Source organism: Kribbella shirazensis (assembly GCF_011761605.1).
Taxonomy (GTDB): Bacteria; Actinomycetota; Actinomycetes; order Propionibacteriales; family Kribbellaceae; genus Kribbella; species Kribbella shirazensis.
Genome location: NZ_JAASRO010000001.1, coordinates 7,938,911 through 7,960,963, shown reverse-complemented (window position 1 = coordinate 7,960,963; position 22,053 = coordinate 7,938,911). Strand labels below are relative to the sequence as shown.

At 68.7% G+C, this 22,053-nt stretch carries 19 protein-coding genes; 13 read left to right on the top strand and 6 right to left on the bottom strand.

The window, feature by feature from the left end; translation table 11 throughout:
- Positions 1 to 112: 112 nt before the first annotated feature.
- A complete protein-coding gene (locus tag BJY22_RS37920; RefSeq protein ID WP_167216693.1) occupies positions 113 to 1,015 on the top strand; it encodes a phytanoyl-CoA dioxygenase family protein in 903 nt (300 codons plus the stop codon).
- Here BJY22_RS37920 and BJY22_RS37915 read toward each other — a convergent pair.
- Complete coding sequence (locus tag BJY22_RS37915) at positions 1,012 to 2,235, bottom strand: glycoside hydrolase family 1 protein (protein WP_167216691.1); 1,224 nt, start codon at positions 2,233 to 2,235, stop codon at positions 1,012 to 1,014. The two genes, BJY22_RS37920 and BJY22_RS37915, sit on opposite strands and share 4 nt — an antisense overlap.
- 28 nt (positions 2,236 to 2,263) lie before the next feature.
- Positions 2,264 to 4,534, bottom strand: a complete 2,271-nt coding sequence (locus BJY22_RS37910) for a beta-galactosidase (protein ID WP_167216689.1) — start codon at positions 4,532 to 4,534, stop codon at positions 2,264 to 2,266.
- Between the two features lie 125 nt (positions 4,535 to 4,659).
- On the opposite strand from BJY22_RS37910, the gene BJY22_RS37905 reads away from it, so the two are divergent.
- The 5 genes from BJY22_RS37905 to BJY22_RS37885 all read left to right on the top strand — a co-directional run bounded on the left by BJY22_RS37905 (position 4,660) and on the right by BJY22_RS37885 (position 11,238).
- Positions 4,660 to 5,646: a LacI family DNA-binding transcriptional regulator gene (locus BJY22_RS37905; protein WP_337759781.1), complete on the top strand. Its 987-nt coding sequence runs from the start codon at positions 4,660 to 4,662 to the stop codon at positions 5,644 to 5,646.
- 63 nt (positions 5,647 to 5,709) lie between these two features.
- On the top strand, positions 5,710 to 7,431 hold the full coding sequence (locus BJY22_RS37900) for an ABC transporter substrate-binding protein (protein ID WP_167216687.1): 1,722 nt from the start codon (positions 5,710 to 5,712) through the stop codon (positions 7,429 to 7,431).
- Positions 7,432 to 7,435: 4 nt separating this feature from the next.
- Complete coding sequence (locus tag BJY22_RS37895; protein WP_167216685.1) at positions 7,436 to 8,425, top strand: ABC transporter permease; 990 nt, start codon at positions 7,436 to 7,438, stop codon at positions 8,423 to 8,425.
- On the top strand, positions 8,422 to 9,357 hold the full coding sequence (locus tag BJY22_RS37890; RefSeq protein ID WP_167216683.1) for an ABC transporter permease: 936 nt from the start codon (positions 8,422 to 8,424) through the stop codon (positions 9,355 to 9,357). Before BJY22_RS37895 ends, BJY22_RS37890 begins: the two co-directional genes overlap by 4 nt.
- 3 nt (positions 9,358 to 9,360) lie before the next feature.
- The gene (locus tag BJY22_RS37885) at positions 9,361 to 11,238 is read left to right on the top strand and encodes a dipeptide ABC transporter ATP-binding protein (protein WP_167216681.1); all 1,878 of its coding nucleotides are present in this window, start codon (positions 9,361 to 9,363) and stop codon (positions 11,236 to 11,238) included.
- A 13-nt stretch (positions 11,239 to 11,251) separates the two neighbouring features.
- Here the strand turns inward: BJY22_RS37885 and BJY22_RS37880 are convergent, their stop codons facing one another.
- On the bottom strand, positions 11,252 to 12,016 hold the full coding sequence (locus tag BJY22_RS37880; protein ID WP_167216679.1) for a phytanoyl-CoA dioxygenase family protein: 765 nt from the start codon (positions 12,014 to 12,016) through the stop codon (positions 11,252 to 11,254).
- Here BJY22_RS37880 and BJY22_RS37875 point away from each other — a divergent pair.
- The 4 genes from BJY22_RS37875 to BJY22_RS37860 all read left to right on the top strand — a co-directional run bounded on the left by BJY22_RS37875 (position 12,015) and on the right by BJY22_RS37860 (position 14,528).
- Positions 12,015 to 12,380, top strand: coding sequence for an AraC family ligand binding domain-containing protein (locus tag BJY22_RS37875; RefSeq protein ID WP_167216677.1), 366 nt, complete (start codon positions 12,015 to 12,017; stop codon positions 12,378 to 12,380). The two genes, BJY22_RS37880 and BJY22_RS37875, sit on opposite strands and share 2 nt — an antisense overlap.
- Positions 12,381 to 12,491: 111 nt before the next feature.
- Complete coding sequence (locus BJY22_RS37870; protein ID WP_167216675.1) at positions 12,492 to 12,917, top strand: helix-turn-helix domain-containing protein; 426 nt, start codon at positions 12,492 to 12,494, stop codon at positions 12,915 to 12,917.
- 71 nt (positions 12,918 to 12,988) lie between these two features.
- Entirely contained in the window at positions 12,989 to 13,918 is a 930-nt protein-coding gene (locus BJY22_RS37865) for an alpha/beta fold hydrolase (protein WP_167216673.1), read from the top strand.
- A gap of 22 nt (positions 13,919 to 13,940) precedes the next feature.
- Positions 13,941 to 14,528: a hypothetical protein gene (locus BJY22_RS37860; RefSeq protein ID WP_167216671.1), complete on the top strand. Its 588-nt coding sequence runs from the start codon at positions 13,941 to 13,943 to the stop codon at positions 14,526 to 14,528.
- 38 nt (positions 14,529 to 14,566) lie between these two features.
- On the opposite strand, the gene BJY22_RS37855 is transcribed toward BJY22_RS37860, so the two are convergent.
- From BJY22_RS37855 to BJY22_RS37845, 3 genes are all read right to left on the bottom strand, one after another.
- Complete coding sequence (locus tag BJY22_RS37855; protein WP_167216669.1) at positions 14,567 to 16,462, bottom strand: FHA domain-containing protein; 1,896 nt, start codon at positions 16,460 to 16,462, stop codon at positions 14,567 to 14,569.
- A gap of 232 nt (positions 16,463 to 16,694) precedes the next feature.
- Positions 16,695 to 17,396, bottom strand: a complete 702-nt coding sequence (locus BJY22_RS37850; protein WP_167216667.1) for an SRPBCC family protein — start codon at positions 17,394 to 17,396, stop codon at positions 16,695 to 16,697.
- Positions 17,393 to 17,962: a winged helix-turn-helix domain-containing protein gene (locus BJY22_RS37845; RefSeq protein WP_167216665.1), complete on the bottom strand. Its 570-nt coding sequence runs from the start codon at positions 17,960 to 17,962 to the stop codon at positions 17,393 to 17,395. The genes BJY22_RS37850 and BJY22_RS37845 overlap by 4 nt, the downstream gene beginning before the upstream one ends.
- Positions 17,963 to 18,117: 155 nt before the next feature.
- Here BJY22_RS37845 and BJY22_RS37840 point away from each other — a divergent pair, with 155 nt between their 5' ends.
- The 3 genes from BJY22_RS37840 (at position 18,118) to BJY22_RS37830 (ending at position 22,031) form a co-directional block, all read left to right on the top strand.
- Positions 18,118 to 19,035, top strand: coding sequence for a nucleotidyltransferase domain-containing protein (locus BJY22_RS37840; protein WP_337759780.1), 918 nt, complete (start codon positions 18,118 to 18,120; stop codon positions 19,033 to 19,035).
- The gene (locus BJY22_RS37835; protein ID WP_337759779.1) at positions 19,025 to 19,780 is read left to right on the top strand and encodes a nucleotidyltransferase domain-containing protein; all 756 of its coding nucleotides are present in this window, start codon (positions 19,025 to 19,027) and stop codon (positions 19,778 to 19,780) included. Before BJY22_RS37840 ends, BJY22_RS37835 begins: the two co-directional genes overlap by 11 nt.
- Positions 19,781 to 19,907: 127 nt before the next feature.
- Entirely contained in the window at positions 19,908 to 22,031 is a 2,124-nt protein-coding gene (locus BJY22_RS37830) for an alpha-galactosidase (RefSeq protein WP_167216663.1), read from the top strand.
- Positions 22,032 to 22,053 lie beyond the last annotated feature (22 nt).

Genomic DNA, 22,053 nt, shown 5'->3' with positions numbered 1-22,053 from the left:
TCGCTCAGCCTAAGACCGTCCTGGCGCCGGTGACCACCAACGCCGTGCCAGAACGTTCATGGGCCTGCCAGGGTGGTCATTCCTCGGTGGACGCTGCGCTGCCAAGGTGATCATGACCGAACCTGTTGGCGAGACGGGAGCACGCGTGATCACGATCGACGTTCAAGAATCTGACCGGGCGGGCGAAGGGCTGGCGCCGGAGCGGTTGCGGGCCGCGCTGGATGCGCTGCGTGCGGACGGCGTGGTGGTGCTGGCCGACGTGGTCGGCCTGGATCACCTCGATGCGCTGCATGAGCGCATGGTCAGCGATCTGGCGCTGCTCCGGGCTCGGCCCGATGCGCCGTACAACTGGACGGCGGGCAACATCCAGCAGGATCCGCCACCGTTCGAGCCGTACCTGTTCGCGGACGTGCTGCTGAACCCGCAGGTGATCGCGGTGACCTCGGCGGTCCTCGGGCCTGGTCTGCGCAACGTCATGTACAGCGGGAACACGTCGCTGCCCAGCGACACCCGGCAGCCGGTGCATGCGGACGTGGGACACCTGTGGCCCTCCGACGCCCTGGAGGTCGCGCATCCGCCGGCCCAACTGGTGGTGAACGTCCCCACCGTCGACGTCTCGGCCGAGAACGGCGCCACCGAGATCTGGCTCGGAACCCACCGGGACGTCACAGTCGGTGTCGGTGGTGACATCGAGGTACCGCCGGACGCGCTGGAGGCGCGGCGCAGGATCTCCGCGCCGATCCAGCCCGGCATCCGGCGCGGCAGCGTAGTGATCCGCGACGCCCGGCTGTGGCACGCCGGAATGCCGAACCGCACCGATCGGCCCCGGCCGATGATCGCGATGATGCATGTCAGCCATTGGCTGGACGTCGGGACCCCGCTGGAGTTCCCGGCCGAGAGCAAGTCGTTCTTCGAGCACCCGGTGCTGACCACGGCCGCGCGCTTCGCCGAGCAGCCGACCGACCACATCTACCGCAGCCAGGGGTTCGGGATGGTCGAGCAACCGACCGGCTAGCGCGCGATGGCCGCGGCGAAGTTCGCCGCGGCCTCCGGCCGTTCCGGGACCCGCGGGAGCTCGTTGCGACGGGCCAGGTCGCCCAGCCAGGCAAGGCTCGGCTTGGGGGTACGGACGAAGGTCTCGCGGTCGACGGCGATCAGCCCGAACGTCGGCTCGTACGATCCCCACTCGTAGTTGTCCAGCAGCGACCAGTGCAGGTAGCCGCGAACGTCGCAGCCGTCGTCGATCGCCTCGCCGAGACCGCTCAGCGCTCCCGTCGTGTAGGCGATCCGCCGGGTGTCGTCGGCGGTGGCCATGCCGTTCTCGGTGACCAGCATGGGTACGCCGCCGGTGACGTCGCGGGTGTGCCGCAGCGCCTGGCCGAGCGCCTCCGGGTAGTACTCCCAGCCGGTGAGGGTGCGTTCGACACCGTCGGCGAATGGCACCGGCCCGTCCGGCCCGATGATGGTGCGCAGGTAGGACTGCACGCCGATGAAGTCGTCGTCGCGGCTCTGCTCGAGGAAGAAGTCCTCCCGCCAGTAGGCCCACTCGTCGCGATCCTTCTCGTGGCCGGGGACCGCTTGGTAGACCTGGTTCGCGACGGACCAGCCGGCCCGGACGTGGCCGAGGCCGCGCAGTACCTCGACCGATGCGTGATGGGCCTCGGCGATGACCTGGGACGCGTGCGGCGACGGCCCGGGGAAGTTCACCCCGACCTCGGTGTCGATCCGCGCCTCGGTCTGGTTGACCATCATGTTCGGCTCGTTGATCGTCACCACCCAGGTGACGTCGTCGAGGATCCGGGTCGCGGTCTCGGTGAAGAACCGGAACCGGTCGACGACGTCGGCGGCGTACCAGCCACCTTCCTGGTGCTGCCAGAGCGGCACGGTGAAGTGCTGCAGCGTGACGATCGGCTCGACACCGGCCGATCGGCAACTGTCGATCATGCGCCGGTAGTGGTCGAGCTGTGCCCGGGACACCTCACCCTTGGCCGGCTCGATCCGCGACCATTCCAGCGAGAACCGGTACGCGTTCAGTCCGGCCTGCGCCAGCAGCGCGATGTCCTCGCCGTACCGGTGGTAGGAGTCGCAGGCGTCTCCCGAGGGTTCCTTGACCCAGGTGTCCGGGGCGTGCTCCAGCATCCAGTGGCCGGTGTTGGTGTTGCCGCCCTCTATCTGGTGGCCGGCGGTCGCGGCTCCCCAGAGGAAGTGCGCGGGCGCAGGAGTCGAGGAGGTCATACGGGGTCCTTTCTCGGACAGATCATGGTTACCACTGCAGCAAAGCGTGGCCGCGGGCGGGGAAGGTCGTCGATGGCTGTACCTCTTGCCCGTCGACGCTGATCGACGCCGTGATCGGGTACGGCGCCACGTTGACGGTGATCAGCAGGTTGCCGTGCTCCGACGCGACCGGCACGGTCACCAAGCCCGTGCGGTCGGCGTCGATGCGGACCCGGGGGCTGACACCGAGTCTCGCGAACAAGTTCCGCCAGTTGTCGAGGTGGGCGGCCGGGAAGTCGCAGCCGACGAAGATCATCGACCCCGCGCCGAGCGGCGCCTGGACCGCGCACGGCAGGCCGGACCCGATTTCGCGAAGCAGGACCGTGGCCCCGTCGGGCACCTTCAGCAGTTGCGCCGAGGCGACCCGCAGGTCGGCGTCGATGGAGAAGTCGCCGGATCCGGTCACCGTCGGCCAGTACGGTCCCGAGTCGTCACGCCGGTCGGCGCGGACACCGGCTGAGGACAGACCGAAGGCGTCGGCCAGGATCGTGCACGGCGTACCGTCGTGATCGCGATCCGGCAGCATCCCGGTCAGCAACAGGTTGCCGCCGTTGCGGACATGATCGGTGAGCCATTGCTGAACCTTCTGTCCCAGCGTGCGCGGGGTGCTGAGGACGATCGTCCGCGGTGCCTCGGGTGCCGTCGTACCGGCGGCCCACGCGGACTCGGGATCGGCGATCGCCTGGAGGTCGACGGCATCGACGTGGTAGCCGCCGAGCACGATCGCCCGGCCGAGCGCGTCCCGGGCGCCGAAACCGCGATAGCGTACGAGGTCGTCGACCTGCGCGCGGCGTGCGGTGTCCGTGGGATGGGCGTACTCGGTGAGGTAGTGATCGGCGACGAAGCCGAAGCCGAGATCGTCGGTCAGTTGCCGCCCGGTGGCGAGGATCGGTTCGTAGGCGCGAACCTCCTTGATCAGGTTCGCCAGGGCGTCGTACGCCGGCGTGGCTCGCCCCTCGGGATCGATCGGTGCCGCGAACCCGTGACGCTCGCCCGTGAAGGCGATCCGCGGGATGCCGTCGTCCTCGGAGCCCTCGAGGACCGGGTTGCGGCCACCGGTCAGCAGGTAGTAGTTGATCAGCCGATTCCCCTGGCCGAGCGTCAGCAGCGTCTTGTGTACGCCGGACTCCGGCGAGCTGAGGCCATCCAGGTTGTCGCCGTAGTCACCGGTCCCGACTTCGAACTCCAACGACGTCGCCGGCTGGTCCGGCCCGTTGACGCAGGCGAGAATCGCGTTGCACAGATAGAGATCGGCGACATTCTGTACGGTCAGCTCGCCGAGGTAGTAGTCGGAGCCGGCTAGCACTCCGTGGCGTCCCCGATAGGACGGGGCGAGCTGACTGATCCCGATCGGAAACGTCGTACCGCGACCGCCGCCGGTGCCGTGGACGTTGATCAGCAACGGCACCGAGATGCCGTGCTCACGGGTGAAGGACTCCAGGTGTTGCAGGTACTTCGCGAAGTCGTCCCGCGCCCAGAGCCCGAGCTCCTGGTGGAAGGCCAGTGTCCGCGCCGGATCGCCGCCCGAGCGAACGGCAGCCGCGAGCCGGCCGAAATCGTCGCCGGTCGTGCCGAGCAGCTTGGCGGCACCCTCCGTGGTGTGCCGGTCGGCCAGCCAGGCCAAGAAGTTGCCGATGGCAAGATCGTCCAGGTGCGGCGTGTTCGACACCCAGGCGAGCATGCCGACCTCGTTGTCCAGCTGGACGCCGACGACCGGGCCGTCCGGGGCCTGGCGCGGAGCGAGCACCTCGCAAACGGCGCCGAGCCAGCGCTCGGCCGCGGCCAGGAAACCGGGGTGGTGGTAGTCGAGGTCCTCGGTCGTGGCTGCCGCGCCGTCCCAGCCGGCCGGGTGGGCGTCCGGATGCTCGCGGTAGATGCGGTGTGGAATGCCCTCGTTCTTCAGCTCGGCCATCACGAACGGACCGGGCCGGGCGAGAAACCGCAGGCCGAGGGAGTCGCACAGGTCGATGAAGGCCGGCAGGTCCCGTTCCGGGCAGGTCCGCCCGGTGAGGTCGAGCTCGCCGTCCGGCAACTCGTGCCAGATCCAGGGGATGTAGCTGGCGATGGTGTCCAGCCCTGCGTCCCGGGCCTGGACCAGCCGATCGGCCCAGTCGTCGCGCCGCAGGCGGAAGTAGTGCACCTCGCCGGACAGCATCAGCGTGGGCGTCGCGTCGACCTCGATCCGGCCGGACCGCAGCGCGATGTGCCCGCGCCGCGGGTCGTCGACGGGACGGGTGTCGCTCTCGGCTGCTGGGCTCATGAGGCTCCTTCAACGGCGCGGTAACGCTCCGGTCGGGTCTGGCGACGAGCTCTGGCGGTTGGAATTGTAACCGGTTACACTCCCAACCCGGCAAGGCCTTACCAGTCAGACGAGGAGGCTCGGCAGTGACTGACGACCGCATGAACGTGCGCGAGATCGCCAAGCTGGCGGGTGTTTCCATTGCGACCGTGTCGCGTGTCTACCGTGGCATCGGGAGCGTCTCACCCAAGACCAGGGCCAAGGTGCAAGCCGCGATCGAGCAGTACGGCTACCGGCCCAGCCACCTCGGGGAGGCCCTGGCCAACCGTCGCCACGGCGCCCTGGCGGTGGTGTTCCCGGGCTTGTCCGGGCCCTACTTCGCCGAGTTGATCAACGGTGTCGAGAGCGTCGCCGTGCCGCGCCAGATCAGCGTGCACGTCATCGGCACCCACCTGCGCCGCGAAGCGCCTGACGAACTGCTCGACGTCGCCCGGCGCGTCGACGGGATGGCCATCCACGGCGGCACCGTGCCGAAGGCGGTGATCAAGGAACTGGCGGCCCGCCATCCCGTGGTCATGATCGGTCCGGATCCGCATCCGGCGCCGGTCGTCGTCCGGACCGACCATCAGGCGTTCCGGCAGCTGGTCAGCCACCTGCTGGCTGATCACGGGCTGCGCAAGCTGATCTTCGTCGGCAACCCCGAAGGATCGCCGGACCTGACCGAGCGCTGGGAAGCGTTCGTGGCCGCGCACGCGGAGCTCGGGCTCCGGCCGGGGACGCAGTACCGGACCGGGCTCGAACAGACACACGGCGTACAGGCTGCTGACGAGGTACTGGCCGGCGGATACGACGGCGCCGTGTGCGGTAACGACGAAACCGCACTCGGCCTGATGATGGCGGTCCTGGGACGGGGCCTGCGGGTGCCCGGCGATCTGGTGATCACCGGCGTCGACGACGTCCCGATGAGTTCTTTGGTGAGTCCCGGTCTCACCACCGTCGCCCGGCCGTTGGCCGAGCTCGGAGCGACAGCGACCCGGCTGCTGCTCGACCTGATCAACGGCGCGGACGTCGCGCCCGAGACCGTTCTCGCGTCGCGGCTGGTCCGGAGAGCCAGCTGCGGCTGCCAGGCCTGAACTGGAACAGACACAGACACAGCATTCGAACCAGGTAGCAACCTGACACACGGAGGTGTCGTCATGACGAGTACTTCGTTCCACATCCGACGAGGACGGGGGTCATGGCGGGGGATCCTTGTCGCGACGTTGTCGCTGGCCGTGCTGGCGTTGCCGGCATGTGCCGGCAGTCGCGTCGCCGGCGAGAAGCAACAGCAGCAGGGAAATGCGGCGGGCGGCACGATCCCGGAGCTGAATCTGCCGACCGAGTCCGACGCGTCGATGGGGAGTCTGGTCAACTACAACCCGTTCGCGGTCCAGCAGACGGTCCGGACCTGGCTGTTCGAGCCGTTGATGCAGCAGAGCTCCCTGGACTGCAAGGTCGTCCCGTGGCTGGCAACGGGCTACAGCTGGGAGAGCCCGTCCAAGCTCGTGTTCACGATCCGCCAGGGGGTGAAGTGGAGCGACGGGTCGCCCTTCAGCGCGAAGGACGTCGCGTTCACCTACAACCTGACCAAGAAGTATCCGTCGATCGACCTGGCCGGCGTCTGGAACGACACGTTCGGGCCCAAGGGGAAGTCGGTCACGGCCGACGGCGACAAGGTGACGTTCGAGTTCGAGGGCCCGGCGGCCACCAAGTTTCCCTACCTGATCGGCCAGAAGATCGTGTCGGAGAAGGAGTTCGGGCCGGCTGGTGATCCGGCCAAGTACGTCTCGAAGACCCCGATCTCGACCGGGCCGTTCAAGGTCGCCACCTACAACGGACGGCGGCTGGAGCTCGAGCGCCGGCCCGACTACTGGCAGGCCGACAAGATCAAGGTCCAGAAGCTGGTTCTCGAGGGCAACTACGACGCGAACCAGGCGGCGGCCAAGCTGAAGGCCGGCGAGCTGGACTTCTACTCCGGCGAGATTCCCAACCCGCAGAAGGCGTTCGTCGCTGCCGACCCGAAGACCAACCACGTCTGGTACGCGCCCAACGGCCTCACCGTGCTCGCGCCGAACCTGACCAAGAAACCGTTCGACGACGTCAAGTTCCGGGAGGCGCTCGCGTACGGGATGGACAAGCAGAGCGCGACCCAGAAGGCGACGTACGGCCTGATGAAGGTCGCCAGCCAGTCCGGGCTGCCGCTGCCGGAGAAGGACGACCTGCTGCCCGCGAAGTACCCGGCGAACAGCACGGTGATCCCGTTCGACCAGGCGAAGGCCGGCGAGCTGCTCGACGCCGCCGGCTACCGGAAGGGTTCGAACGGCCTGCGGCAGAACCCCGACGGCTCGCCGCTCAAGATCACCTTCTCGGTCCAGGCCGGCTGGATCGACTACGAGGCGATGGCCGACGAGCTGACCAGCAACTTCCGGAAGCTCGGGCTGGACATCACGGCGAACAAGATGCCGCCGGAGGCCGTCGACCAGCAGAAGAAGAGCGGCAACTTCCAGCTGATGATCAACTACATGGGCGCCGGCTGCGACTACGCACACGGCATGGGGGCGACCGTCTCGACGGCGGAGATCCCGGACAAGACCACGATCAAGGGCAACGTCGGGCGCTACACGAATCCCGCCGTGGACAAGGCGATCGGGGCGCTCGCGGCCGCGACCGACGAGGCGGCGACGAAGGAACAGGTCGGCGTCCTTGTCGACGCGATGATGACCGACTACCCAGTGCTCCCGATTCTCTACGCGCCGGCCCGGGCGATCTACCGCACCGATCACGCCGTCGGCTGGCCGTCCGCGGAGGATCCGTACGCGAATCCGCAGGACCAGCCGCTGGTGTGGATCACGCACCTGACCGCACCGCCGTCGAAGTAGTCCGATGCGCTACTTCGCGCGCAAGGTCGGGTTCTTCGTGCTCACCCTGTGGGCCGTCGTGACGCTGAACTTCATGATCCCCCGGCTGCAGCCGGGGGATCCCGCCGAGCTGATGGTGCAGAACCTCGTCGGCAAGAACGCGCAGCTGAATCGCGCGCAGGTGGAGGCGATGCGCGATCTGCTGGGCGCTCCGTCCGGCTCGCTGTTCAGTCAGTACTGGAACTACCTCGGACAGCTGATCCAAGGCAACCTCGGGATCTCCTACACCTACTTCCCGTACTCGGTGGCGGAGGTGATCGGTATGGCGTTCTGGTGGACCGTCATCCTGGTCGGCGCCGTCCAGGTGCTGTCGTTCGCCATCGGGATCCTGCTGGGCGCCTTCGCCGCGTGGCGGCGGAACAGCCGGTTCGACACCTCGGTGACCGTGATCTCCACCTTCGTCGGCACCCTGCAGCCGTTCTGGATCGCCTTGCTGCTGATCTACGGGTTGGGCTACGGCCTCGGCTGGTTCCCGACGGCCGGCGGCTACGAGGCGTCGACGCCGGGGTTCAACGGGGCGTTCATCTACGACGCGGTGTCGCACGCGTTCCTGCCGGCCCTGACGTTGATGATCGTGACGCCGATCGGGTGGATCCTCGGGATGCGCAACACGATGATCATGAATCTCGGCGAGGACTACATCAGGCTGGCCCGCGCCAAGGGGCTGCCGGACCGGATGATCGCCCTGCGCTATGCCGCCCGGAACGCCCTGTTGCCGAGCGTCGCCGGGTTCGCACTCGCGCTCGGTGGCGTCCTCGGCGGCACCATCCTGGTGGAGACCGTCTTCGACTATCCCGGCCTCGGCCGGCTGATGGGGGAGGCGGTCGGCATCAAGGACTATCCGCTGTTGCAGGGCCTGATGTTGCTGACCGCGGTCGTGACGCTGGTCGCCAATCTGATCGCCGATCTGCTGTACGGCATCCTCGATCCGCGCGCCAGGAGGGCAGCCGCATGAGCAGTGCGCAGAATCCGGTGCTTCCCGGTACGTCGATCTCGCCGGCGGAACCGCCAGCGCCCGAGGAGCAGGCCGCAGGCTCCGACGTCGCCGACCGCTGGTACCGGGTGGTGTGGAGCAGCAAGAAGGCCCGGGTCGGGATCGTCGTCGTGGCGATCTACGTCCTGGTCGCGCTGCTGGCTCCCGTGATCGCGCCGTACGGGCCGACCGACGGTTCGTTCACACCGTTGACCGGACCGTCGGCGCGGCACCTGCTCGGCACGAACGTGGCCGGTGTCGACGTGTTCTCCCAGGTGATCTACGGCAGTCGTGTCTCGCTGCTCGTCGGGCTGCTCGGCGGCTTGCTGGCGACCGCGATCGCGCTGCTGATCGGACTGGTCTCCGGTTATGCGGAAGGAACGGTCGTCGACGACGTCCTGACATTCCTCACCAACACCGCACTGGTCATCCCGGTGCTGCCGTTGATCATCACGCTCGTCGCGTACTCCGACACGCGTGGCATCCCGTTGATCGTCGGGGTGATCGCGATCACGTCCTGGGCGGGCGCGGCGCGGGGGAAGCGGGCCCAGATCATCACGTTGCGGAACCGGGACTTCGTCACCGCGGCGAAGTTCTCCGGCGACGGCACGCTCCGGATCATCTTCTCCGAGATCCTGCCGAACATGACCTCGCTGGTCGCCGCCGCGTTCGTCGGTGCCGCCACCGGCGCGATCGGCGCGGAGGCAGGGCTCGCGGTGCTGGGACTCGGCAGCAGCGACTCGGTGTCCTGGGGAACGATCCTCTACCAGGCCGACGCCGCCGGCGCGATCTCCCAGGGCCTGTTCGCCTGGGTGTTCGTCCCCGGTCTGGTGCTGGCGATCCTGATCACCTCGATGGCGTTCATCAACTTCGGCATCGATCTGCTCAGCAATCCGCACCTCAGGGAGGACTGAGACATGGCGCTCCTCGAAGTACGCGATCTGTCGATCCGCTACGAACCGAAGCAACGGGCCGCCGTCGACGCGGTCAGCGAGCTCAGCTTCAGCATCGACGACGGTGAGTTCGTCGGTCTGATCGGCGAGTCCGGCTCGGGCAAGACCACGGTCGGCACGGCCGTGCTGAGGTTGCTGGAACGGCCGGGACGGATCAGCGGCGGGTCCATCACCTTCGACGGCACCGACATCACCCACCTGAGCCAGGCCGAGTTGCGCAAGTACCGCTGGCGTGACATCTCGACGGTCTTCCAGAGCAGCATGAACGCGTTGAACCCGGTGGCCCGGGTCGAGGCGCAGTTCGCAGATGTCATCCAGTGCCACACCTCGCTGCGCGGCAACGAGGTCACCGAGCGGATCAGGACGCTGTTCGACATGGTCCTGATCGACCCGAAGTTCATGACCGCGTTCCCGCACGAACTGTCCGGCGGGATGCGGCAGCGGGTCAACCTCGCCCTGGCGCTGGCCATCGGGCCGAGGTTCGTCGTACTCGACGAGCCGACGACCGGGCTGGACGTCGTTGTGCAGCACAACATCCTGGAGAACGTCCGGCGGCTGCAGAAAGAACTCGGCTTCGCGGTGCTGTTCATCAGCCACGACCTCGGCACCGTGCTGGATCTCTCCGACCGGACCATGGTGATGTACGCGGGCAAGATCGTCGAGGAGCAGGCGACGCGGCAACTGCTCCGCGATCCGCTGCACCCGTACACCAAGGGATTGCTGGGATCGTACGGCGATCCGCGCGCGGAGACCGTACGCATCACCTACGTCCCGGGCCGGCCGCCGGATCTTGCGCATCGGCCCGTGGGGTGTGCGTTCGCTGCCCGGTGTCCGGAGCGGATCGACAGCTGCACAGAGGTCGAGCCCGCACAGACGGTCCTCGGGGACGGTCGGGCGGCATGTCACGTCGCGGCCGTCCAGCGCGGCGCCGCCGAGAACGGGACCGGTGCCGACATCGGCCCGCCGATCCGCACGTTCGCCGGGCCGCAGTTCGTGAAGTCCGCCGCCGAGTCGGCGGAGATGGTCCGGAGCCGGCCGCTGGTCACGATCGAGAACGTGTCCAAGACCTACGTCCGCAGGCAGGGACTGCGCGCCGTCCGGACCGAGGCCGTGACCGGAGTGAACTTCGTACTCCGGCGGAGCGGCGTGACGGCTCTGGTGGGGCAGAGCGGCAGTGGCAAGTCGACGATCGCCCGGATGATCACGGGGGTCGATGCGCCGACGTCGGGCCGGATCACCTTCCACGGCTCCGATGGCGATCAGGTCGTCGCACGGATGCGCGGACGCCGGCTGCGCAGCTATCGGGGCAGCGTCCAGATGGTGTTCCAGGATCCGTACTCGGCGCTGAATCCGACCAAGACGCTCGGCGCCACGCTGGCCCGGCCCTTGATCAACTTCCAGCACCTGCACGGTGCCCAGCTGCGTGACCGGGTGATCGAGCTGCTGGAGACGGTGGCGCTGTCGCCGGGACGGCGGTTCCTCAACCGCTATCCGCACGAGCTGTCCGGAGGTCAGCGCCAGCGCGTGGTCATCGCCCGCGCGCTGGCGGTCGAACCTGAGCTGATCGTCGCCGACGAGCCGATCTCCAGCCTGGACGTGTCGATCCGGGCCGAAGTACTCGAACTGTTCGACAAGCTGGTGCACGAGCGCGGCGTCGGAATCCTCTACATCACCCACGACCTGCTGAGTGCCCGGATGCTCTGCGACGAGGTCGTCGTTCTCAACGAGGGCAAGGTGGTCGAGCAAGGCCCTTCTCTGGAGGTGATCCGTTCGCCCAAGGACGACTACACGCGGCAGCTGCTCGAAGCCATCCCGAATCCGTTCGCCGACACGCGCGGGTGACTCGGGAATGCAGTCAGGAGACCGCGGTGGCGACCTTGCCGTCGATCAGGAAGGCCTCGTAGGAGCCGTGCGGCGCCGTACCGTCGCCGTTCATGATCACTTCGGGGGAGTACTGCAGCAGGTAGACCCGACGCAGCTTGTCGGTCAGGTTCGCCCCGCTGCGGTGGATCACCGTGCTGGAGAAGCAGACGATCGACCCGGCCGGGACGATCACGGGCAGGCCGGGATCGGAGCCGAAGTAGCAGACCTGGTCACCGGTCTCGATCGGGATGTGCTTGATGTAGGACTTGATGCCGGATCGGCTGTACGGCAACAGGTAGACCGACCCGTTCTCCTCGGTCACGTCGTCCAGCGCGATCCAGCAGGTCAGGTACGGCGTGTGGTTCTCGTGGACGTACCCCGAGTCCTGGTGCCAGGCGAACGTGGTGTCGGGATCGCCTGCCTTGATCACGTACTGCTCCCAGAACAGGAAGGCGTTCTCGCCGAGCACCCGGCGGCAGATCTGCTCCATGATCGGGCCGAAGATGAAGCGCCGCAGTTCCGGGCGCTGCTGGTAGACCATGTTGCTGAAGTACCGCTTGCCCTTGGCGTTGATGCCGATCCGGTCCACCCCGGCGGCATCCATGGCGGCGTCGAGGCGATCGATGGAGAACTGCGCGGCGCCGCGCAACAACTCCAGGTCCTCGGCGCCGATCACCTTCTCCAGGACGAAGTACCCTTCCGCGGCGTACTGGGCCACCTGATCGTCCTCGACCAGCGGTTTCTGCGTTTTCGTCATGATGATCACTCTGGCAAACCAGTACCAGTGCCGGAATGCTCACGATGGCTGCTCGATGCACGTTTTGGCACGGAGGTTGGATCTCATGGCCGGTGGCTACCAGCGGATCACGATGTCGGACCAGGACCCGACCCCGTTCGGCAGGGTGCTGCTGGCGGGGGAGGTCTCCGATGCCGAACCGCTCGTGCCGGGGCCGCTGCACTCGCTGCCGGGCACGGTCATCTCACTGGTCACTTCCGGTACCGGGTTCTATCGGCACGCCGATCGCCGCACCGAACCGATCGTCGCGCCTTCGCTGACGGTGGTGCTGCCCGGCGAGCAGCACTGGTACGGCACCCACCCCGGTCAGTGCTGGAGTGAGTAGTTCGCCGTTGTCGAAGGGCCGGCGTTCGACCTGCTGCGCCAGACCGGTCGGCTGACCTGGTCGGGTCCCCGGCCGCTGCCGCGTGGTGTCCGCCCGGCCGGTCTGGCGCTGTTGCTGCGCAGCGCTCCGCCGCGCTCGGGGGCCGAGCAGCAGATCTGGGCATTGGCGGGCTGGCTGTCCGGAGCGCTGGCTCGACGCGTCGACGACGAGACCGCCCGCTGGGACCAGGCGGCGAGGCTGCTCAGCGAGGACCTGCCGGCCAGGCTGGAGATGCGCGACGTGGCAGCCCGGCTCGATCTCGAATACGACCGGTTCCGGCGGGTGTTCCGGGACCGCTTCGGCAGGTCGCCGCTTGCCTACCGCAACGACCGACGGCTCGAGGTCGCAGCCACCCTGTTGCGGGCAACCAATCTGACCTGCCGGGAGATCGCCCGGCGGATCGGCTTCTCCGACGAGTTCCACCTGTCCCGGCGGTTCCGCAGCCGGTACGGGACCTCACCCACCGGCTACCGCACCGGCAGCGAGCCCGCGCTGTGAGCTCGTCGTTCGGAGGCTCGAGTCGCACGTTCCGGAGGTTTTTCGTCCGGAACGTGGTGTAAGCCGGATGCATGGTTCTTCCTGCTGAAGTCGTCGAGCCTGTGCGGGTCGACGTACGCCGAGGGCACCAGCTGGCTGTGCGGCGTCGTGGAATCGGTGGTGTGCCGTTGCTGCTGCTCCACGGGTTTCCGTGCACGAGCCGGATCTGGTCGCACAACCTCGTCCCGCTGGCCGAGGCGGGGTTCGACGTGGTCGCGCCGGATCTGCGGGGGTACGGCGATTCTGATTTCGCGCCGGACGAGTTCTACGATCTCAACGCGTTCAACGCCGACCTGACGGGCCTGTTCGACGCGCTCGGCTGGGATCGCGTGGTCGTCGCCGGGCATGATCTCGGTGCGATGATCGCCGTCGACATGGCGAACCGGCACCCCGAACGGGTGGACCGCCTGGTGATCCTGGACGACTCGATGCCCGACCTGGCCGAGACGTTCGCCGCCGCGGGGATCCCGCCGACGCGGCCGAAGCCGGCCGTCTACGACTACCAACGTCTCCAAGGGCTCCACGCCGACGCGCTGGTCGCCGAGCTGGATACACCCGAACAGCGCCGGCGCTACATCGGTGAGTTCTACGGGCATCGGCTGTGGTGTCCGCCCGACGCGTTCGACGACGAGGATCTGGCCTTCCTGACCGGGCCGTACGGCGACGCGGCCCGGCTGCGTGCTGCCTTCGCCGATTACGAAGTCGTCATGGGCACGCGGGCGCTGTCGGCCCCGGAGATGCTCGATCGACCGGTGCGGCAGCCGGCTCTGATCCTGATCGGCGCGGACCAGGTCACCGTCGGCGACCACGCCGACGAGCGCTGCGCGATCGCCTTTCCCGAAGCGGTCGGCCCGTTCTGGATCAAGGGTGCGGGGCACTTCCTCCCGTGGGAACGTCCCACAATGGTCAACCGAGCCATCCGCATGTTCTGCCACGACCTGCTGGCAGCATGGAGCAACTGAGCGTCCAGATCAGGAGACACCCATGGCCCTGCCCGAGCCCGTCATCCAGCGCGGCATCGCGATCGCCGGTGAGAACCCGATGATCATCCTGTACCGCCCCGGCAGCGACGAGATCGTCCTCCTGGTGAGCATGTGGACGGCGAAGTACTCACCCGTCGGCGCGGGCCGCGCGCTGCTGATCTGGGCAGATCCCTCCGGAACGGGCCTCGGTTCTGCGGCGCCGATCGGGATGTACGCCGACAACCCGGAGCTCGCGCAGTACGTCTGGGAGCGCTTCTACCGCGACTACGACACCATCCGCGGCCGCGGGATCGAGACCCGCCCACCGGCGCCGGCGCGCTTCACCGAGGTGTCCGGCGGCGACCGGTTCCACCGCATCACCTGCGTCAGCGGACCCACCACGATCGAACTCGAGTGGCGCGACGTACTGGACACGTTCCAGGTACTCACGCGCCTCACCGGCTACGAAACCTCAGCGATCGCCCGCCCCTGCGCCACCGCCGAGGTACGCGTCAACGGCGTCCCGGCCCAAGGCGAGATCCACCAGCCCGAAGGCTGGTTCGGCAGCTCCGCAGCCCTGGCCTTCGCCGAAACCTGGCGCGAGATCTGAAGCGGAGCGATCCGCTGCGATCGAGGGTGGAGAAGTTCTTATTGGCTGAGTGTCACGCCGGGGACGGGGAAGGTGGTGTCGCCGGATTTGAACGTGAGGACGGCGGTGGTGGCGCTGTCGGGCAGGTGGCCCTTGAACGTGATTGTGCCGTGCTCGGTGCCGCCGGACGCGATCCGGCTCGGCCACGAACTCTTGCCGGTGTCGGCGCGCAGGGCGGTGCCGTCGGCGGCGGTGAACGTCGTACCGTCGAGGGGGATCGTGACCGCCTGCTTGGCGGCGTTCGCGACCGCGACCTCGATGCGGGTGAAATGGCCTGTGTACGTGACGTTCTCGACGGTCAGGGTGATGCCGTTGGTGGACTTCGCGACCGGTTTGATCAGGCGGTCCTCGCCGGATTCGTTGCCGGTCAGGTAGCCGGCGACGTACTCCGTTCCCGCGGTCAGCGCGAACCCGCCGACGCCGACGCCGACAAGGACGACGGCGATCGCGACCAGGACGGACACATTGAGACGGCCGGGGCGGTGCGGCTTCGGCGCGGCGGCGTCGGTGACGGCGAGCACCATCGCGACGATCAGGGCGATGGCCGGCGGGACCAGCCAGCGGAGCGCGTTGCCGGGACCGTCGGAGAGGAAGGTGACGATCAGGTTCACGATCAGGCCGAGGACGATCACGCCGCCGGCCGCGATCAGAACGCGCGCGAGCCGGACGCTGCCTACGGCGTCTGTGTCGTCGGGGTCCGCCGTGCTGGGGAGTCTGGCCGATCCCGCCGTACGGCGATCTGTGGCGGGTGAGCGGCGGTCGGTTGTCGCGCGGTGCTCGGCCGGGGTTCGCTGGTCGGCGGCGGCGGCGGCGGCGGTACGGCGGTCGGCCGTGGCGACACTGGGGTCGGGCCAGCTGTCCGAGGCGTTCCAGTTGGGCTCGGACTGGTCGATCTGCGCGGAGATCTCCCAGGGGGATCGGACCGGTTCCGGGTTGTCCGCCGAGGGGTACGCCGCCCAGGCGCCCGCGTCACCCGAGCGCGCTGCCCCGTCGCCGAGGTCAAACCCGGGAACCACGCCCGCAACGTCGTACTCGTCGTTCCGATCCAGGTCCTGCCCAGTCGGCGCGAACGGATTCGCTCCGTCCGGTCCACGGTCGTCCACCGCGAACGGGGGTGCGCCAGCGGGAGCAGGTTCGTCCGGCGCAAACGGGTTCGTGCCGGCGGGCGCGCGGTCGTCTGGAGTAAACGGGCTCCTGCCAACGGGCTCACGGTCATCCGGGGCGAACGGACTCGTGCCAGCAGGAGCAGGATCGTCCGGGGTGGAGAGCGCCTCGGGGTACGCCGGGGCTGCGGGGGACGACTGGTGGGGCGGTGTGTGCGGCGCGGGAACCGGGTCGTCCGGGAACGCTCGGGCAGTGGAGAACTGCTCGTCGGCGCCTCGGTCTGTCGGGAACGCGGCTTCGGCCGGCGGCTGATCCCGATGTGCCTGCGGAGTCGGCACCGGGTCGGCTGGGTGCTGCTGTACGTCCGGCGCCGCCGGGAAGGCAGTTGGTGGGGCCGGCGGCGCAGGAGTGCTGGGCGGCGCGGCCGGAGTGGTGGGCGGCGCGGCCGGAGTGGTGGGCGGAGCGGACGGGACTGTGGTGGCCGCGTCGGGGGACGGGATGGTGGATTTGTGGAAGGTGATGACTGAGCGGCCGATGTGGATGCGGTCGCCGGTGCTGAGGGGAGTCGGGCCGGTGAGGCGCTGGCCGTTCAGGCCGGTGCCGTTGCGAGACTCGTCGTGCAGGGTCCAGGTGGCGCCGTCGCGGGTGAGGCGGGCGTGGATGCGGGAGATCTGGTCGTCCGCCTGCAGTCGGATGTCGGCGTTGGAGGCACGGCCGATGGTGATCGTGTCGGCCCCGGCCGGCAGTGTCCAGCGCTGCTCACCGAGCGACAGCACGAATTCGGTTTCCACTCACACCCCAGCCGGCGTCATCCTGATCGCGATCGGTCGCGCCGCCGGGGGAGTCGCACCCCCGCGGCAGCCAACCCGTCTGCGCGATTCTGCCATCCACGTCCGCCCCAGACCACCAGCAGTTCCCGGCCCGCGCAAGTCCACCACGGTCCGCGACGAACCGCTCACCGGGCAGCCGACCACCGTCTGCGATGACCCGCTCACCCAACCAGCAAACCGCCCGGCGCCCGGCTCACTGTTCGAACATCTCGAGTTCCTCCGGGTAACGCTCGCGCCACCAGGCACGCCAGCGGGCCGCGACCTCGTCCCGGTCGGTGTCGCCGTACAGCGACAGGATCGCCATCGTCGCTCCGTCGGGTTTCCGGTCGCCGGGCGGGATGTGGCTGAGCACCAGCAGTCCGTTGCCCCAGGCATCGACGGTGAGACCGACCTGGTGCTCGGAGCGGTACCAGATCTCGCCCTTCGCTTCCTGGCCGACGAGTTCGAGCTCGTACGCCATACCCGCCGGCTGCTCGGGAACGCGCAGCTCGGTGATCGGCGAGACGGGCCCCGAGCCCGAGAAGAACAGCGTGTGACGGACCTCACCGGGCTGCCGTTCGACGGCGAAGCGGAGCTGGTGGAGGAACGTGATCCAGCCCTCGGTCACGTCGTCGTAGTACGCGTCCCACTCCGGATCCGCGCCCATCGGCGCCCGCGTCAACGTGATCCGGGCGCCGCCCTCGTGCGGCTCGACGACGAACTCGTCGCCGTTGCCGATGCGCAGCGTCGTACCGTCCTCGACCGTCTGCTTGAAGTAGATCAGGTCGATCTCTTCGTCGAGCCCGCCCTGCGGCCCGTCGTACTCCCAGCCGTGCCAGTGCCGGATCTTCTCCTTGTCCCGCAGCGCGTCCCACACCGCTTCCACCGGAGCGGCCACGGTCACCACGATCTTCATGTCTCTCCTTCGGTACGGCGGGGTGCCGGGTGACCTCCCGCGATCAGTCGGTACGGCCGCCCGCCCTCGCTGTCGAACTCCTCCACCACGCCGCGCACGGCCTCGGTCAACGCATCGGTGAACCGGTGCACGTCACCCGGCTCCGCGAACCGCACCTCGGCCTCCACCGTGAACGTCAGCAGCCGCTTCCCGTCCGCGTCCGCGGCGCTCTGCATCCGCGCAACGTCCCGCACGGTCCCCGCGGCGACCTCGACCAGGTGCTCGGCGGCGTACTGGTCCTGGATCTCTGTGAACGCCCTGCCCATCACCGCCGGATCGACCACCAGTGAGGCCGACGCCCGCAGGATGCGTTCGGTGAAGCCACGCCGCCGCCGCTCCTCCACGAGCTCGACCAGGCCGGCCTTCTCGAGCTCTCGCAGGTGGTAGTTCAGGCGCTGCCGCGGCAGGTCGAGCGCGGCGGCGAGCTGGGTCGCCGACGACGGCTCGCGCAGCAGTTCGAGCAGCCGCCGCCGGATCGGCGACAGGGCCAGCCGCACCTTCTCGGGCTCCTCGACGTAGCGCAACATGCGTTCAGGCTCCACTTGACAGGAAAATTTGTCAAGAGGTGGGAGCCGACGCCCAGGCCATCACAATCGGCCTCGGCCGAGGCCCTCCCGCGGGGCGCCGACGGTGCGAGGGGAATGTGATGGCGTGGGGATCGGCGGTCGGGCAGCATGGGCGGGTGGCAGTCCAGGGACCGCAGTTGCCAGTGGGGACGCAGGTGGTGATCCGCGTCGCCGCGCCCGACGACCAGGGCGGTACGGCGCAGCGTGGGGCGACCGGGCGGGTGGCCGGCGTCACCGCGGACGGGCGCTACACGGTCCGGCTCGTCGACGGCCGTGAGACCGTCGCGCGGCGCGATCAGCTCAGCCTGCGGACCGCGTACCAGGACGAGGCGATCGAACTCGATCAGCCCGACGGCGACCGCCTGGTCCGCGAGCACACGATCTACGCCGCGGTCGTCGGGTCGCGCGCGTTCGGCCTGGACACCGACCAGTCGGACACCGACACCCGCGGCGTGTATGTCGCCCCGACCGAGGCGTTCTGGTCGCTCGCGAAGCCGCCGACGCATGTCGACGGGCCGGAGCCCGAGTGGTTCTCGTGGGAGGTCGAACGGTTCTGCGAGCTCGCGCTGAAGTCGAACCCGAACCTCCTCGAGGTCCTGCACTCACCGCTCGTCGTCCGGCAGACCCCGCTGGGCGAGGAGCTCCTGAGTCTGCGTCGGCACTTCCTGTCCCAGTTGGCCTACCAGACGTACTCCGGCTACGTGCTCAGCCAGTTCAAGAAGCTCGAGACGGACTTCCGCCGGGACGGTACGCCGAAGTGGAAGCACGTCATGCATCTGATCAGGCTGCTGCTCTCGGCCCGCGAACTGTTGCTCGAGGCAAGCCTCGTGGTCGACGTCGGACCGCATCGCGACCGGTTGCTGGCGGTCAAACGCGGCGAGCTGCCATGGGACGAGGTGGAGCGTTGGCGGCTGCAGCTGCACGAGGAGCTCGACAAGGCCCTGCAGCGCACGGTCCTGCCGGCGACGCCGGATGTCGCAACCGTCGACGCATGGTTGCGATCGGTACGGAGAAGGAGCCTCGGTGACGCGTGACATGAGGCAGCTCGACTACGCCGAGCTGCGGAACATCATGGGGGAGCAGCCGCACCCTTTGCTCTTCGCCACAGTCTCCGGCGCACACCTGTACGGTTTCCCGTCCCGCGACTCCGACGTCGACCTGCGCGGCGTCCACGTGCTGCCGGCCGCCGAGGTGGTCGGCCTGCGGACCGGTCCCGATACCCTCGACCGCACCTGGTTCGAGAACGAGGCCGAGGTCGACCTGGTCACCCACGACCTGGCCAAGTTCGCCCGCTTGATGCTGCGCCGCAACGGCTACGTCCTCGAGCAGGTGCTCTCGCCGCTCGTCGTCCTCAGTACGCCGCAGCACGACGAGTTGGTCGCGCTTGCCGAGGGCTGCATCACCAGGTGGCATGCGCACCACTACCGCGGCTTCGCGAAGACGCAGTGGGAGTTCTTCGAGAAGAAGGGCGAGTTGAAGCCGCTGCTGTACACGTTCCGGGTGCTGCTGACCGGGATCAACCTGATGAGGACCGGGAAGGTGCGGGCGGATCTGCGCGAGCTGCCGGGCGGGCCGTCGTACCTGCCGGAGCTGATGGCGGCCAAGGCCGAGGCCGAGCATGCGCCGCTGGACGGGCCGACCAGGGATCAGCTGGCTGCGGATGTGCTGCGGCTGCACAGCCTGCTGGACGAGGCCGAGGCTGTGAGTGCCCTCCCGGATCGTCCGTCCGCCGAGGCCGGACTTCACGATCTGCTCGTCCGGGCGCGGCTCGGGCGCTGATCGAACCTGCTGTTCCGTCGTTGTAAAGCCCTAGGCTATTTACTTAACCTCGTGAAGCATTGACAACAGCGCTCGCGAGGTAAATAGTTCCGTCCTGAAATCAATCAGAAAGCAGAGTGAATCAACAGTGTCGAACATCGAGATTCTGCAGCTCCGGGCCGGCGGGGTCAGCTTGGTGCTGGATTGCTCCGGTCCGGCCCTCCCATCTGTGCTGCACTGGGGCGCGGACCTCGGCGAGCTGGCCGGGAACGCTCTGCTGGAACTGCGGCGCGGCGCCGGTGCGGTCCAGGACGGCAACGGGCTGGACGGCAACCTCCCGATCGCGATCGTGCCGGAGTACTCGGCCGGCTGGTTCGGCCTCCCGGGCCTGAACGGGCACCGCGACGGCCACGACTTCTCGGCGAGCTTCCAGCTGAACAGCGTCGCCCAAACCGGCAACACCGTGCAGATCGACGCCGCCGACACGGCGGCCGGCCTCGAACTCAGGCTCACGGTCGAGCTCACGGACTCCGGCCTGGTGAAGACCAAGGCCGACCTGACCAACACCGGCTCGACGCCGTACACGGTCGACGGGCTGTACCTCGCGCTGCCGGTGCCCACCGAGGCGACCGAGCTGCTCGACATGACCGGCCGGCACATCGGTGAGCGGCACCCGCAGCGGCACGCCTTCACGCAAGGCGCGCACATCCGCGACAACCGCCGTGGTCGCACCGGCGCCGACGCGACCCTCCTGCTGCTGGCCGGCACGGAGAGCTTCGGCTTCCGCTCCGGTGAGATCTGGGGTGTGCACACCGCCTGGAGCGGCAACCACCGTTCGTACGCCGAGCGCGGCATGAGCGGGTACGGCGTGATCGGCGGCGGCGAACTGCTGCTCCCGGGCGAGGGCCGCATCGAGCCCGCCGGGACCTACAGCACCCCGTGGATCTACGGCTCGTACGGCGTGGGCCTCGACGAGGTCTCGCACCGTTTCCACGACTACCTGCGCGCGCGGCCGAACCACCCGAAGACCGAGCGTCCCGTCGTACTGAACACCTGGGAGGCCGTGTACTTCGACCTCGACCTGGACAAGCTGAAGGCGCTCGCGAACGCGGCCGCCGAGGTCGGGGCCGAGCGGTTCGTGCTGGACGACGGCTGGTTCCGCGGCCGCCGCGACGACCACGCCGGGCTCGGCGACTGGTACGTCGACGAGGGCATCTGGCCGAAGGGGCTGCACCCGCTGGTCGAGCACGTCCGCGGCCTCGGGCTGCAGTTCGGGCTGTGGGTCGAGCCGGAGATGGTGAATCCCGACTCGGATCTCGCCCGCGAGCACCCGGACTGGATCCTCGCCGCCGGCGACCGGATGCCGCCGACCGCGCGCCACCAGCAGGGCCTGAACCTCGGGATCCCGGCCGCCTACGACTACATCCTCGAGCGGCTGGACAGCATCCTCACCGAGTACGACATCGCGTACCTGAAGTGGGACCACAACCGCGACTTCGTCGACGGCGGCAACCAGCACACCGGTACGGCGGGCATCCACGAGCAGACCGCGGCCGTGTACCGGCTGATCGACGAGCTGAAGCGCCGCCACCCCGGGCTGGAGATCGAGTCCTGCTCTTCCGGCGGCGCCCGCGTCGACCTCGGCATCCTCGAGCGCACCGACCGGATCTGGGGCAGCGACAGCAACGACGCGCTCGAGCGGCAGACCATCCAGCGGTACACCCAGTTGCTGCTGCCGCCGGAGCTGATCGGCTGCCACGTCGGCCCGCCGCGAGCGCACACGACCGGCCGTACCCAGACGCTGTCGTTCCGCGCGATCACCGCTCTGTTCGGCCACTTCGGCATCGAGTGGGACATCGCCTCGGCGAGCGCCGAGGAGCGCGAGGAGCTCAAGGGCTGGGTGGCCCTGCACAAGGAGCTGCGGCCGCTGCTGCACTCCGGCCGCGTGGTCCGCGCCGACCGCGGCCCGGCGGACGTGCTGGTGCACGGTGTCGTCGCGCAGGACGGCTCGCGTGGCGTGTTCAGCGTCGTCCAGACGCAGCAGTCGGTGACGTCGGCCGTCGGGCGGGTCCGCCTGCCCGGGCTCGACCCGCAGCGGACCTACCGCATCAGCAAGGTCACGACACCCGGACCCGAGTCGCGGTCCGCGGCGTGGGCGGCCGACGGTGGAACAGTCGAGCTGAACGGAGCTGCCCTTGCCTCTGTCGGTGTGCTGATGCCCGCGCAGTGGCCCGAGAACGCGATCTTGCTGGACGTGACTGCGGTCGTATAAGCCCGCCTGACCGCCGGAAGAG